Source organism: Streptomyces sp. WAC 04229, from assembly GCF_003947455.1.
Lineage (GTDB): Bacteria > Actinomycetota > Actinomycetes > Streptomycetales > Streptomycetaceae > Streptomyces.
In genome coordinates, this window is the sequence record NZ_QHJH01000051.1 from 1 (window position 1) to 14059 (window position 14059).

The window sequence follows — 14059 nt, forward strand, 5'->3', positions numbered from 1 at the left end:
CCCTTCGCGTCCCCGTCCCCGCGGCCCGAGCCGCCCCGGCAGTCCCCGGCTCCGCCGTCCCCGAGGCCCGAGCCGCCCGCGCCGCCGTCGGTGCCCGGCGCGGTGCCCGGGCAGCCCCGTGGGCGCACCGCCGCCGGGAGTGGGCCCGCGGATCTTCGGGAGCCGCCGGAGGTGGGGCTGCCGCCGTTGCCGCCCCCGTTCCTTCCCTCGGTGGCGCCGCGCCCGCTGCCGGAACCGGGCGCCGGGGCCGCGCGGGACTTCGTCGGGTCCGGGCCGCCCACCTACGACCCCGAGCCCACCGCCCTGCCGGCCGCCGACCCCGACGGGCTCGACGACCTGGTGCCGGACACCGTGCTGGACGGCGCCCGGTACGGGACGTGCACCCTGCGGGCCGTCTCGGTGCGCGGCGACTCCGCCCGGTACCGGGGCGAGCCGCGGCGCGACGCGCTGCTCGTCGCCCGGTTCGGCGCGGGCGAGCACGCGCTGGTCCTGGTGGCGATGGCCACCGGCACCCGTGCGACCGCCGGGGCGCACCGGGCGGCGGCCGAGGTCTGCCGGTGGATCGGAGCCGCGGTGGGACGCAGCCACGCCCGGCTCGCCGAGGACCTGCGGGCCGCCCGCCGCGGCGACCTCAAGTCCGGCCTGCACCGCCTCACCGACCGCAGCCTCGGCCGGCTCCGCGCGGGCGCCGCCGAACAGGGCCTGTCCCCGCAGGAGTACGCCGCCTCCCTGCGCTGCCTGATACTCCCCGCCGACCCCGCCTGCCGCACCAGGGTGTTCTTCGGCGTCGGCCCCGGCGGACTGCTGCGGCTGCGCGACGGCACCTGGCGGGACATGGAGCCGACGGCGGGCGAGGTCACCGGTGAGCCCGTCCTCGGCTTCGGCTCGCTGCCCAGGGGCACGCCCGCCGACCGGCCGAGCGAGACGCCCGACGGCGACCGGCTCACCATGGACCTCGGCGTCACCGCGCCCCCGGGCCCGTCCGACGTGCCGCCCCCCGACGAGCCGCCCCGCCGGCCGTTCCGCTTCCGGGCCTCCGTAGCCCGCCCGGGTGATGTGCTGCTCATGTGCACCACGGGCCTGGCCGAGCCGATGCTGGCCGAGCCCGAGCTGGGCGGGCTCCTCGCCCGGCGGTGGACGGGCCGCACCCCGCCCGGACTCGGGGACTTCCTCGCCGACACCGGCGTCCGGGTCAAGGGGTACGCGGACGACCGTACGGCGGCCGCCGTTTGGGAGGCGTGAGGCCGCTCGCTGTGCCATACGTAGAGCCATGGCCAAACAGAACGTCGCGGAACAGTTCGTCGACATCCTCACCCGCGCCGGGGTCGAACGGCTCTACGGAGTCGTCGGCGACAGCCTGAACCCGGTCGTGGACGCCGTGCGCCGGCACAAGGGCATCGAATGGGTGCACGTCCGGCACGAGGAGACCGCCGCCTTCGCCGCCGGCGCGGAGGCGCAGATCACCGGGAAGCTGGCCGCCTGCGCCGGTTCCTGCGGCCCCGGCAACCTCCACCTCATCAACGGTCTCTACGACGCCCACCGCTCCATGGCCCCCGTCCTCGCCCTCGCCTCGCAGATCCCCTCCAGCGAGATCGGCCTCAGCTTCTTCCAGGAGACCCACCCCGACCAGCTGTTCCGCGAGTGCAGCCACTACAGCGAGCTGATCTCCAGCCCGAAGCAGATGCCCAGGCTGCTCCAGACCGCCATCCAGCACGCCGTCGGCCAGGGCGGCGTCAGCGTCGTCTCGCTGCCCGGTGACATCGCGGACGAGCCCGCCCCCAGGGAGGCCGCCGAGACGGCACTGGTCACCTCCCGGCCGACCGTCCGCCCCGGCGACGAGGAGATCGACCGCCTCGTGCGGATGATCGACGACGCCGACAGGGTCACCCTGTTCTGCGGCAGCGGCACGGCGGGCGCGCACGCCGAGGTGATGGAGTTCGCCGAGAGGATCAAGTCCCCGGTGGGGCACGCCCTGCGCGGCAAGGAGTGGATCCAGTACGACAACCCGTTCGACGTGGGGATGAGCGGTCTGCTCGGCTACGGCGCGGCCTACGAGGCCACCCACGAGTGCGACCTGCTGATCCTGGTCGGCACGGACTTCCCGTACAACGCCTTCCTGCCCGACGACGTCAAGATCGCCCAGATCGACGTCCGGCCGGAGCACCTGGGCCGGCGTTCCACGCTGGACCTCGCGGTGTGGGGCGACGCCCGGGAGACCCTGCGGTGTCTGATCCCGCGGGTGCGGGAGAAGCACGACCGGCGCTTCCTCGACCGGATGCTCAAGAAGCACGCGGACGCGCTGGAGGGCGTCGTCAAGGCGTACACCCGCAAGGTCGACAAACACGTCCCCATCCACCCCGAGTACGTGGCCGCCGTGCTCGACGACCTGGCCGACGACGACGCGGTGTTCACGGTGGACACCGGCATGTGCAACGTCTGGGCCGCCCGCTACATCTCGCCCAACGGGCGGCGCCGCATCATCGGTTCGTTCTCGCACGGCTCGATGGCGAACGCGCTGCCGATGGCGATCGGGGCCCAGTTCACCGACCGGCGCCGGCAGGTCGTCTCGATGTCCGGCGACGGCGGGTTCACCATGCTCATGGGCGACTTCCTCACCCTGGTCCAGCACGATCTGCCGGTGAAGGTCGTCCTCTTCGACAACTCCTCGCTCGGCATGGTCGAGTTGGAGATGCTGGTCGCGGGCCTGCCCTCGCACGGCGTGGCCAACAAGAACCCCGACTTCGCCGCCGTCGCCGAGGCGTGCGGCGCCTTCGGGGTCCGGGTGGAGAAGCCCAAGGACCTGCCGGGCGCGCTGAAGGCCGCCTTCAAGCACCGGGGCCCGGCCCTCGTCGACGTCGTCACCGACCCCAACGCGCTGTCCATCCCGCCGAAGATCAGCGCCGACATGGTCACCGGCTTCGCGCTGTCCGCCTCCAAGATCGTCCTGGACGGCGGGGTCGGGCGCATGCTCCAGATGGCCCGCTCCAACCTGCGCAACGTACCGCGGCCGTGACCGGTCGTGGCGGTCGCCGCCAATCGGTATGACTGCCGGGCGCCCGAACGGGCAAGGCTTCCCCCGTGAAGATGTTCGACCGTGAACACGCTCGTCCAGAAGGGGGAGGCGACATCAGCACGCCGACGGGGGACATGAGGAAGCGGGCGGCGCCGGACCTCAGGCGGCGGCTCGGCCGGGCGGACCTGCGGGCGGTGCCCGAGGCCCGGCGGGCCCTGCGCGAGCTGCTGCGGCACTGGGGCGCGCCCGGACAGTCGGAGATCGCCGAGCTGCTCACCAGCGAGCTGGTCACCAACGCGCTGGTCCACACCGACGAGGGCGCCGTCCTGACCGCCACGGTCGGCCCGCACGCGCTGCGGGTCGAGGTGCGGGACTACGTCGGCCGGCCGCCCCGGCCGCGCACCCCGGACCCGGAGGAGAGCACCAACGGCAGAGGCCTGGTCCTGGTGCGGTCCCTGGCCGACGACTGGGGCGTACGGCCCTGCGAGGCCGGCAAGTCGGTCTGGTTCGAACTGGACGCCGAAGCCGCCTGAGGCGCCGGCGACCGGCGCCTCAGGCGGCTTCACGTCGGCGTGCGGTCCGTCAGCCGAACTGCTGCTCCAGGTCCTTGAGCTTGCGCTCCAGGGAGTCCAGGCGCGGCAGGGCCTGGGTGTCGTCCTCCGCGGTGAGGTCGACGGTGACCGGCTCGGTCCCGCCCCGCACCGGCTGGAGGGAGGGGCGCTGGCGTACCGGCAGCTCCGGAGCCGATATCGCAGGCTCCGCGGTGGCGCGTTCGGTGCCCCGCTCCACCTGCTGCACGTCGACCTCGACCCGACGGCCGCCGCGGCCGGGGAAGCCCCGGTGGCCGTGGCCCCGGCTGATCGCCTTGAGCTGGGCCCGCTCCAGGCGCTCCTGCTCGCGCCGCCGCTGCTTGGTCTCCTCCTTCTGGCGCCGGTCGTCGCGCACCTCCTCGACCGCCTCGTCGAGGCTGCGCACGCCCTCGAGGAGCATCAGCGACCAGGCGCGGTACGTCTCCCGGGGCGCCCGCAGCCAGCGCACCATGCGGATCTGCGGCAGCGGACGCGGCACCAGACCCTGCTCGCGCAGCGCGGCCCGGCGGGTCTGCTTGAGGGCCCGGTCGAACAGCACGGCCGCCGACAGGGACATGCCCGCGAAGAAGTGCGGGGCACCCGCGTGGCCGAGGCCGCGGGGCGCGTGCACCCAGTTGAACCAGGCCGCGGCGAACGCGAAGGTCCACACGAGTATGCGCGAGCCGAGTGCCGCGTCACCGTGGCTGGCCTCGCGCACCGCGAGCACGGAGCAGAACATCGCCGCCCCGTCGAGGCCGAACGGGACCAGGTACTGCCAGCCGCCGCTCAGGCCGAGGTTCTGCTCGCCGAAGCCGACCAGGCCGTGGAAGGAGAGCGCCGCGGCGACCGCGGCACAGCAGAAGAGCAGGACGTAGGAGACCGTGCCGTACAGGGCCTCCTTGCGCCTGCGCCGCTCCTCCATCCGCTCCCACGAGTCGTCCGCGCCCGCGTCCTTCCCCGGGGCACGCTTGCCGCGCGCGAGCACCGCCACCGCCGCCAGCATGCCCAGGAGCAGCACGGCGCCCGGAAGCAGCCAGTTCAGCGATATGTCGGTCAATCTCATCTGGGGTCCCTTGCAGTGGGATAGGGCGTAACGCCCGCCATGGTGGCCCAAACCCAGCGGCCCTCAGAGGGTTTCGGGGCAAGAGGCCGCCAAGGGAGTGCGAGGGGGTGCCCAGGGCGGCGCTCTGCTCGAACTTCCGCATGACGGGCGGGAGTTGAGTTCGAATAAGACTACCCGTACGAGTGGTTCGGCTGAAACCAGCCGCGACGCGTGGGGGAGTTGTGAATCGACGTCGGGATCCTAGCCGACGATCTTGGTGAGGAGAGCGCGGGGCGCCGGTCAACCCGCCGTGGCGAGCAGCTTGTTCACGCGGTCCGCGTCGCAGGTGCGCGGGCAGGTGGCGCAGGTGTCCTCGGGGCGCAGGGTGTAGAACATGCAGCAGCTCGCCCGGTCCCGGGTGTGCAGCGGTTCGCCGTCCGGCCCCTTCAGCTCGCGGAAGGCCGCGTCACCGACGTAGGGCTTGGTCGCGCCCGGCAGCAGCAGTTCCAGCTCGTGCCGCGCCCGCTCCTGCTCGCCCAGCAGGTGGGCGACGTACCACAGGCCCTCCACGACCTCGTCGGTCGCCATGCCCCACAGGGCGCGTCCGCGCCGCCGCATGCGGGGGCCGAATCCGGCCAGGACCGGCTCCAGATGCTCGGCGACCGAGGCCCGCACCTCGGCGCGCAGCGCCTCCTCGTCGGCGACCACCCGGGCGCCGGGCAGCACGGCGGCCGGGTCGCCGGGCAGACACGCGAAGCCCGCGCCGCGCACCGCCATGCGGCCCAGCGGGAGACCCTCGGCGGTGCGGTCGTAGGCGACGTGGGCCGCGGGGTAGCGGGGCACCCTGCGGTGCAGGAACCACGGCACGGTGATCAGCAGGCAGGCGGGCCACGCGTACCGGTGCAGCCCGAAGCTTGCGATCACGTCCGGGCGGGCCCGCTGCCCGTAGTCCCGCAGTACCTGCGCCTCGTCCCAGGCGAGGAAGTCCGCCAGCTCCGCCCCGCCGGCGGCGAGCGCGTCGCCGCCGACCCAGCCACCGCCCCGCGGGACCTCGCCGTCGGCGTCCAGCTCGGTGACGCCCAGTCCCGGAAGGGCCGCCGACAGGCGCGCGTAGGCGTCCGTGAGGGCCGTGCGGGCGACAGGCATGCGGGACCACCGATCCGAACCGGAAGAACGGGCTGCTTAAAGGTAAGCCTTACCTTACCCAAGATGTTTGGGATTTGAACTGACGGCCCCTGCCCTTATGGTGCTTGACGGACAGGAGACAACCCGCCGTAATGACCCCAAGTACCGACACGTCCCACAGGAGGACCCGTGAGGCCCAGCGCGCAGGGTGTCCCTGAGGCGGAGGCCGCCGCCCAGCCGCGGGTGCCGGCCCAGCCACGGGCCGCGGACGTGGACCGGGCGGGGAACGCGGACCGGGCCAGGACGCACGGCGCCGGGGAACCGGTCGCCACCGCGCGCGGCGAGCACACCCACGGCGAACCCGCGGTGCCCCGCCCGCGCCCCCTCGTCCAGCGCTCCTCCGTACGCGGGCAGATCCTCGACGCCCTGCGCACCGCGCTGGTCACCGGCGAGCTGCGGCCCGGCGAGGTCTACTCGGGGCCCGCGCTCGGCGAACGGTTCGGGGTCTCGGCCACCCCCGTACGGGAGGCCATGCAACAGCTCGCCCTGGAGGGCGCCGTCGAGGTCGTCCCCAACCGGGGCTTCCGCGTCGTCGAGCGCGGCGACCGCGAACTGGCCGAGCTGGCCGAGGTCCGGGCGCTGATCGAGGTCCCGGTCTGGCTGCGCCTGGCCCGCACGGTGCCCGCCGAGCGCTGGGCTCAGCTGCGCCCCCTCGCCGAGGCCGCCGTCCGGGCCGCGTCCGCCGGCTGCCCGGCCGCCTACGCCGAGGCCGACCGCGCCTTCCACCGCGCGGTGCTCGCGCTGGCCGGCAACGACCAGCTCGTGCACATCGCCGGCGACCTGCACCGCCGCGCCCAGTGGCCGCCGGCCGGCCTCCCCGCGGCACGCGGCCGGGCCGACCTGATCGCTGACGCGCACGAGCACACGGCCCTGCTGGACGCGCTGATCGCCGGCGACCAGGACCTGGTGCGGACCCTGGTGGGGGAGCACTTCACCGGGCCCCGCTGAGCGAGGGCGCCCCAAGGAGAACCAGCCCCGGGGAGACCCGCCCGTTACGGCACCTCCTGCCGTTCCGTGCGGCCGGCCGGTACGCGCTTGCCCCTCCGCCCCGGTTCGCCGGACCTTCCGGAGCGGGACCCCGCGTCGCGGCCGTGCAGCTCGATGGCGAGCGGGGAGGCGGTGAAGACCGACGAGTACGTGCCGACCGCGACGCCGATCAGCAGCGCGAGCGCGAAGTCGGTGAGCGAGCCGTCGGCGAGGAGCGCCAGCGAGGCGAGGACGAGGACCGCGCCCATGCCCGTGTTGACCGTGCGCGGGAGGGTCTGCAGGATCGCGTCGTTGGTGAGCCGGTCGAACGGTGTCCTCCGGTTCTGGCCCAGCAGTTCCCGGACGCGGTCGAAGAGGACCACCGAGTCGTTGACCGAGTAGCCGATCACGGTCAGCAGCGCGGCCAGGAACACCCCGTCCACCGGTTTGCCCAGCCAGGCGAACACCCCCACCAGGACGACCACGTCGTGGGCGAGCGCGCCGACCGCCGCCGTGCCGAACAGCAGGCGGAACCGGGCCGCCAGGTACGCCAGCTGGGCGGCCAGCGCCAGGGCGAGGGCGATCAGGGCGTCCCGGCGCAGTTCCTCGCCGAGGCTCGGGCCGATCAGCTCGTCGCGGACGCGCTCCGCCCCGCCGCCCAGATCGGCGACGGTCCGGGTGACGGTCGCCGCCTCGGCGTCGGTCAGTTCCCCCGTGCGCACCGCGAGGTCGCTGTCGCCGGAGGACTGGACGACGGCGCGCGGGAAGCCCGCGTCGGCGAGGGCGTCCCGGGCCCGGTCGGGATCGACCCGGGTGGCGGTGGAGTACTCGACGAGCCGCCCGCCGGTGAACTCGATGCCGAAGTCCAGGCCCCGCACCAGGATGCCGGAGCCCGCCACCACGAGGACGACCAGGGAGGCCGCCAGCAGGCGGCGCGGGCGGCGCATCAGGAACGGGTCGCGGCGCACCAGGGCGTCACGGACCGGACCGGTGGAGGAGATGCCGGTGACGCGCGGGCGGCGGAGGACGGCCGGTCGGCCCGCGGTGAACCCGGCCAGCACGCGGGTGATCACCAGGGCGCTGACCATGGAGGCCAGCACACCGATCCCGAGGGTCACGCCGAAGCCCTTCACCGGGCCCGAGGCCAGGAAGAACAGCAGGGCGGCGGCGATCAGCGTGGTGATGTTGGAGTCGGCGATCGCGCTGAAGGCGCTGCGGAAACCGGCGGTCAGCGCCGACCGCGTGCTCGGCCGGGTACGGGCGGCCTGTTCCTCGCGGGCCCGTTCGAAGACGAGGACGTTGGCGTCCACCGCCATGCCGATCGACAGGACGAAGCCGGCCAGGCCGGGCAGGGTGAGGGTCGCACCGACCGCGGCCAGGGCGGCGTAGGAGATCAGGCCGTAGCAGAGCAGGGCCACGGTCGCCAGGGCGCCCATGAGCCGGTAGACGACGACGATGAACAGTGCGGTCAGCGCGGTTCCGACGACGGCGGCCCAGGCGCCGGCCGAGATGGCCTCCTCGCCCAGGGTCGCGCCGATGGTGCGCTGCTCGATGGTCTCGACCGGTACGGGCAGGGCGCCGCCCTTGACGAGCAGGGCCAGTTCGCGGGCCTCCGCGTCGTCGAACGAGCCGGTGATCTGCGTGGAGCCGCCGGTGATGCCGGCGCCGCACGCCACGGACGGGTCGACCTGCGGCGAGGAGATGATCTTGTCGTCGAGCACGATGGCGACCCGGCGCTGCGCGTCGCCGGCGGGGTGGCAGGCCGCCTCGCCGGTCACCCGGGCCCAGCGGTCGCCGCCCGCGTCCTCGAAGTCGACGGTGACGTGCCAGCCCGTACCGCTCTGCTGGTCGAAGCGGGCGTCGGCGTCCTTGACGTCCTGCCCGGTCAGTGCGGCGTCCTTCAGCCGCAGGTACTGCCCGGACTCGTCCGGCACCACCCGCTCGCCGTCCCCGGCGCCCGTGGCGTTCTCCGCCGCGCCGAGCACCGGGTGGACGGTGAGCTGCGCGGTGCGGCCCAGCACGTCGGCGGCCTGCTCCGGGTCCTGTACGCCCGGCAGCTCGACGACGACGCGGTTCTCGCCGGAGCGGACGATGGTCGGCTCGGCGACACCCAGGGCGTCGATGCGGCCGCGCAGCACCTCCACGGTGCGGTCGGTGGCCTCCCGGTCGGCCTCGGTGGTCTCGGTGGACCGGGTCTCCAGCACGATCTGGGTGCCGCCGCGCAGGTCGAGCCCGAGGCGGACCGGCAGGGTCAGGGCGATGGCCACGGACGCGGCCATCACGGCGAGTGCGACGAGCGCGCGGACGTTCAGGGAACGGGACCGCGAGCGCGTACGAGGGCGGGAAGGGGGACGGGAGCGTTTCAACACGGGCCTCCGGCGGGCACGCCGCGGCGGCGGCCGAGCGCGGCCGCGGCGGAAGAAGGGAAAGGTCGGGGGAGCGAGGTGCCTCACGGGCCGGAGGAGAGAGGCGGTGCCCGACCGCTGTCATGGCTGCCGCGGCCGGGGGAGACCGGCACCGGACCCGGCGCGGCCACGGTCCGAGTGCGTGCCCCGGGGCAAGTGCCCGTGCCGTGCGCGGTGGCGGTCGCCTGGCGGTCGGGTGCCGTCGGGCCCTCGCCCGGCTGGTCGTGCCGGGCCCGGGGCTGGGCGGCGCAGGCAGGAGTGCACCCGTCGTCCGCGTGCAGGTCGGGGGCGGGGTGCGGCAGCCCCGTGACGGCGGCCGCCGCGAGGGGGCGGCCACCGGGACCGACGTGGACGCCGACGGCGGGCCAGGCGGGCACCAGCGGCAGCAGGACACCGAACAGGACGGTCAGTACGAGCGACAGCCGCCGGCTCATGCACCGTCCTCTTTCGTTGTGGGTGGATGGGCCCGGGGAGCCCGGGGCTCCGGGTGCCGTCAGGGCTCGATGAGACCGGCGCGGATGGCGTACCGGGTCAGGTCCAGGCGGTCGCGCAGGCCCAGCTTGTGCAGCAGGTTGGCCCGGTGCCGCTGGACGGTCTTGACGCTGATGAAGAGGATCTCGGCGATCTCCTTCGAGGAGTGGCCCTCGGCGACGAGCTTGAGGACCTCCTCCTCGCGCGGGGTGACGACGTGGTCGGCGCTCTCCTCGCCGTGCCGGACCCGGTCCAGGTAGTTGCGGATCAGGGCGGTCACGGCGCCCGGGTACAGGAAGGGCTCGTCGCGCATCGCGGCGCGGCAGGCGGCGACCAGGTCGCGGTCGGCGACCGACTTGAGCACGTAGCCGCAGGCCCCCGACTTCAGCGCCTGGAACAGGTACTGCTCGTTGTCGTGCATCGTGAGCATCAGGATGCGCAACTCCGGCCGGAGCGCGGACAGCTCGCGGGCGGCCTGGAGGCCGGTGAGGCGTGGCATCGCGATGTCCAGGACCGCGAGGTCGGCGTCGTGGGCGCGCGCCATGTCGATGGCCTCGGCGCCGTCCCCGGCCTCGGCGACCACCTCCAGGTCCGGCTCCCGGTCGAGGATGAGGCGCACACCGCGGCGTACCAGCGCGTGGTCGTCGGCGAGCAGGATGCGGATCTTCGGGTCGGGCATGGTCAGGGCTGCTTCCTGGGGACGGGTGCGGTGAGCCGGATCCGGGTGCCGGCCTCCGGCGCCGAGGTGATGTCGAGGGCGGCCCCGATCAGCAGGGCCCGTTCGCGCATGCCGCGGATGCCGGCGCCCTCGCACGCCGTCTCCATGCCGCGGCCGTCGTCGGCGATGGTGAGCGTCACCGCGCCGTCGGCGGGGGAGAGGCTCACCTCCAGCCGCTCGGCGTCCGCGTGCCGGGCGGTGTTGGTCATGCTCTCCTGCGCCACGCGGTAGAGGACCAGCTCGGTCTCCGGGTCCAGGGCGGGCAGCTCCGCGTCGAAGCGCCGCGCCACCCGCAGGCCGGTGTGGGCGGCGAAGTCGTGCGTCAGCGAGGAGAGCGCGCTGATCAGGCCCAGGTCGTCCAGCACGCCGGGCCGCAGCCGGCGCACCAGGCGCCGTACCTCGTCGAGGCTCTCCCGGGTGATCTCCTGGGCCTGCTGCAGCTCCTCGCGCAGGGGTTCGCGGGCATCGTCCGCCGCGCGGCCCAGGACCAGCAGGATCGCGGTCATGCTCTGCCCGACCTCGTCGTGCAGCTCCTGGGCGATGCGGCGGCGCTCCGCCTCCTGGGCGAGCAGCACCCGGGCGGTGCTCGTGGCCCGCTCGTGCTCCAGCCGGTCGAGCATCGCGTTGAAGGTGCGGATCAGCTCGGGCACCTCGCCGCCGCCGGAGACCGGCAGCCGCTGCCCGGGGCGGAGCAGGTCCACCGTGGTCATCAGCCTCGTCAGCCGGTCCAGCGGGGCCAGGCCCCAGCGCAGCAGGGCGCCGTTGGCGACCAGCATCACGGCCAGGCCGCCCACCAGGATGACGGCCTCGGTCAGCAGGACCGGGACGGAGACGGTCACCGGCGCCCACAGCAGCAGTGCCGTGGCGAAGCCCAGCACCACCGCGTTGAGCCCGAAGATCCGCCAGAACAGGGACACCGGGGGTACGCCTCCTTCTGCGACGCGTCGACTGCCGCGCCTCCACTGTCGGTCATCGCGCGCACCCTCGGCGGGAGCCGCGGCCCAGGTCGCGGCCGGGCGGACGACCAGCCTGCCCCGCCCCCACCCGCCGGGTCGATGGGGGCCGACCCCCATTTCCGGGGCGCGACGCACCCATACGCCGGCCCCGGCGCCGCGTCCGGTGGGCCCCGCGTCCGCGCGTAAATGGGGCCTGCGCCCGATGGGCTTCCGCACGCGGCCCAGCCATGGTTGGGGACGACCGGGCCCCTCGGCCCGGTGCCCGCCGTACCGCGGCCCTGCCGAAGAATGGAACGCACCGTGTCGCCCGACGCCCCCTGCCCCGAACCCAGCCCAAGGCGGACGACCGCCGACGAGGCACGCCTGCGGCTCGACCACGCCCGCACCTCACGGTTGACCCAGCTCCGGGCCCTCGGCGAGAACGGCTGGACGGACGACCTGTCGACGGCGTCGCAGCAGACCGCGATCGAAGAGGTGCTCAAGGAGATCGACGAGGCATTCGCCAGGGTCGAGGCCGGTACTTACGGCAGCTGCACGGGCTGCGGAAGACCGGTCGCGGAGGAGCGGCTGGAGATCCTGCCGTACACGCGGTACTGCGTCGCCTGCCGGCACCGGGCCGCCGCGGCCGGATGACGGTCCTCGTCCGGAATTCCGCGCGCCGTAACGATCAGGTGCTTGGCGAGGAAGAAGGGTGGGCCCGCTCCGGGAAACGGATCGGAGGCGGCAGCAGGACGCTCGCCGGCACCGGGCACCAGCCGGTCCCGCCGTGGGGGCGGGGAGCGAGTCGGCCGAACGCCCGGTCCCCGAAGTGGAAGGCGAAGCAGTAGGTGCGTGGAGCGCGCAGCTCCGCGAGCAGCGTCGTACGGGCGTCGAGTACGCCGTCGACATCCACGTCGGGTCCGGACGGCCATTCCGGGTGCTCCATCTGGGCCGGGGTGTGGAAGGCGTCGCCGACCACGAGGACACGTCGCCCTCCCGCTGTGGCAATGACATAGCTGGTGTGTCCGGGGCTGTGCCCGGGAGTGACCAGCGCCGTGACACCGGGCCACACCTCGTCGCCGTCCTCGAACTGACGCAGAACCCGCGACATCGGCACCATGAACCCGTCCCAGGACGGCGCTCCCACCTCCACCTCGCCGTTCCAGAACGGGCCCCACTCCCTGCGCGCCACCAGGTAGTCGGCGCGCGGAAACGCCTTGCGAGGCTCTCGTCGTCCCGGGCCGCTCACGAAGCCCAGGCCGGTGTGGTCCGTGTGCAGATGAGTGAAGGCCACGGTGTCGATGGAGCCCGGCGGCACACCGAGCGCTCGGAGCGTACGCAGCAACGCCCCGCCGCGGGCGACGCCCAGTCCGGGCGGGAGCGCGTTGGCGCCGAGCCCGACGTCGATCAGCAGGCGTCGTCCGCCCCGCTCCACGAGCACGCCGCCCGCCGAGGCGGCGACGCGCCCCGAGGGAGTCAGCGCCTCGGGGCGCGCTCGCCAGTACGAGGCGGGGATGGCGGGGAAGAAACCGGCGGGATCCAGTTCCATGGCCGCGTCGACGATGTAGGTGAGCCGGACGTCTCCCAGGGTGAGGGTGCGCACCGCTGACTGGTCGCCGAGTGAACCGACCGAGCGAGCACGGGGCCGGGCGGCCGCGTGGGCCGTCGTGCGCGCGGCGGCGAGCGGCAGAGCCGTGGCCGCGGAGGAGGCGAGCGCGGTACGCAGCACGCGGCGGCGTGTGGGGTCGGGGGAAGGACGGGTCATGGCCGAGGCTCCGTTCGCGGTCGGTCGGCCGGTGCCGCGCAGGCGGCCCCGGGTTCGTCGACGGTGTGGGCACGGGTGTTCACGGCTGCTCCTGGACACGGTGGGGGAGGGCGGGGCGAAGACGGCGGCTCACGGTGCCAGCAGCCGCGCGGGGTTCGTCCGGGTCACGGCCGTGACCTCCCGGCTCCTCAGACCCGCGGCCCGGAACCAGCGCCCACTCAGGTCCAGCCATTCCCGCACGTCCGGCTGGCCCGGCTGGCCGAGGTCCGAACTGAACACCACCCGTGGATGGGCGCGCACGACTTCGCCGAGGTGGACGACGTCGCGGTGACCCAACAGCAGGGTCAGCGCGGTGAGTTCCACGTACAGGCCGGACACGTGGGACAGGTCGGTCAGACCGGTGGGGGTGAATCCCGACATCGGGTGCGTGGCGTGGGTCAGGAGCAGGCGCGGCACCTCGAGGCGTACGGCCTCCTCCACCACGCGCAGCGCAGTCTCGCGGTCGCAGTGCCCGGTGGCCACGGCGACCGGCAGATCGCGGGCCGCGCGCAGTACCTCGGTCACCTCGCGCCGCAGCCGTCCGTCCCCGTCGACCACGGGAGCGGTGCGCCATCGGTCCGGGTCGAGGCGGGGGTGGAAGGGCGTGCGGTGCAGGGCGGAGGAGTGCGCGGGACCGGCCAGTGTGGGCAGATGCACGATCAGGCGCGCCGGGCTGTCGGCACCGTGGGCGTAGACGGCCTGCTCCACGGCTCGGGTGTGGACGCCGCCGGCCAGGTCGTTGAGGACGAGCGTGCCGGAGACCGGCAGCCCTTCCTGACGGGCCTCCCAGGCACGCGCGGCCGTCGAGGTGAGATGACTCTTGAGGACCACCCAGCCACCGGCCTCGGCGTAGGCGCGGCCGGCGCCGGCCGACGTGAGCCGGCGCCGGTACAGGTCGGGGCCCGCGTGGTAGTGGACGTCCACCACCGCGCGCCCCGTCAGGTCAGGCAC

General features: G+C 74.3%; 13 protein-coding genes. 5 read left to right on the forward strand and 8 right to left on the reverse strand.

Annotated features, from left to right (window positions below; all coding sequences use genetic code 11):
* The 3 genes from DMH12_RS16335 to DMH12_RS16345 all read left to right on the forward strand — a co-directional run.
* On the forward strand, nucleotides 1–1242 hold a 1242-nt coding region (locus DMH12_RS16335; protein WP_260474227.1), incomplete at its 5' end, for a protein phosphatase 2C domain-containing protein.
* A gap of 28 nt (nucleotides 1243–1270) precedes the next feature.
* Entirely contained in the window at nucleotides 1271–3013 is a 1743-nt protein-coding gene (locus DMH12_RS16340) for a pyruvate dehydrogenase (RefSeq protein WP_125492307.1), read from the forward strand.
* A 134-nt stretch (nucleotides 3014–3147) separates the two neighbouring features.
* Nucleotides 3148–3546, forward strand: a complete 399-nt coding sequence (locus DMH12_RS16345; RefSeq protein WP_125492308.1) for an ATP-binding protein — start codon at nucleotides 3148–3150, stop codon at nucleotides 3544–3546.
* Between the two features lie 49 nt (nucleotides 3547–3595).
* Here DMH12_RS16345 and DMH12_RS16350 read toward each other — a convergent pair whose 3' ends face one another.
* Complete coding sequence (locus DMH12_RS16350; protein ID WP_125492309.1) at nucleotides 3596–4645, reverse strand: DUF2637 domain-containing protein; 1050 nt, start codon at nucleotides 4643–4645, stop codon at nucleotides 3596–3598.
* Nucleotides 4646–4924: 279 nt separating this feature from the next.
* Entirely contained in the window at nucleotides 4925–5770 is an 846-nt protein-coding gene (locus DMH12_RS16355; protein ID WP_125492310.1) for a (2Fe-2S)-binding protein, read from the reverse strand.
* Nucleotides 5771–5938: 168 nt separating this feature from the next.
* Between DMH12_RS16355 and DMH12_RS16360 the strand changes: the two genes are divergently transcribed.
* Nucleotides 5939–6757, forward strand: a complete 819-nt coding sequence (locus DMH12_RS16360) for a GntR family transcriptional regulator (RefSeq protein WP_125492311.1) — start codon at nucleotides 5939–5941, stop codon at nucleotides 6755–6757.
* A gap of 44 nt (nucleotides 6758–6801) precedes the next feature.
* On the opposite strand, the gene secD is transcribed toward DMH12_RS16360, so the two are convergent.
* From secD to DMH12_RS16380, 4 genes are all read right to left on the reverse strand, one after another.
* Complete coding sequence (gene secD, locus DMH12_RS16365) at nucleotides 6802–9141, reverse strand: protein translocase subunit SecD (RefSeq protein ID WP_125492312.1); 2340 nt, start codon at nucleotides 9139–9141, stop codon at nucleotides 6802–6804.
* 83 nt (nucleotides 9142–9224) lie between these two features.
* Nucleotides 9225–9614, reverse strand: a complete 390-nt coding sequence (locus DMH12_RS16370) for a hypothetical protein (protein ID WP_125492313.1) — start codon at nucleotides 9612–9614, stop codon at nucleotides 9225–9227.
* A gap of 59 nt (nucleotides 9615–9673) precedes the next feature.
* Nucleotides 9674–10330: a response regulator transcription factor gene (locus tag DMH12_RS16375; protein ID WP_125492314.1), complete on the reverse strand. Its 657-nt coding sequence runs from the start codon at nucleotides 10328–10330 to the stop codon at nucleotides 9674–9676.
* Nucleotides 10331–10332: 2 nt separating this feature from the next.
* On the reverse strand, nucleotides 10333–11286 hold the full coding sequence (locus DMH12_RS16380; RefSeq protein WP_185832350.1) for a sensor histidine kinase: 954 nt from the start codon (nucleotides 11284–11286) through the stop codon (nucleotides 10333–10335).
* Between the two features lie 339 nt (nucleotides 11287–11625).
* Between DMH12_RS16380 and DMH12_RS16385 the strand changes: the two genes are divergently transcribed.
* Nucleotides 11626–11958 carry a TraR/DksA C4-type zinc finger protein gene (locus DMH12_RS16385; protein WP_260474228.1) on the forward strand — a complete coding sequence of 111 codons (333 nt, stop codon included), beginning with the start codon at nucleotides 11626–11628 and terminating at the stop codon, nucleotides 11956–11958.
* 34 nt (nucleotides 11959–11992) lie between these two features.
* On the opposite strand, the gene DMH12_RS16390 is transcribed toward DMH12_RS16385, so the two are convergent.
* Both DMH12_RS16390 and DMH12_RS16395 read right to left on the reverse strand, forming a co-directional pair.
* The gene (locus tag DMH12_RS16390) at nucleotides 11993–13069 is read right to left on the reverse strand and encodes an MBL fold metallo-hydrolase (protein WP_125492316.1); all 1077 of its coding nucleotides are present in this window, start codon (nucleotides 13067–13069) and stop codon (nucleotides 11993–11995) included.
* Between the two features lie 129 nt (nucleotides 13070–13198).
* The gene (locus tag DMH12_RS16395) at nucleotides 13199–14059 is read right to left on the reverse strand and encodes a DUF6282 family protein (RefSeq protein WP_125492317.1); all 861 of its coding nucleotides are present in this window, start codon (nucleotides 14057–14059) and stop codon (nucleotides 13199–13201) included.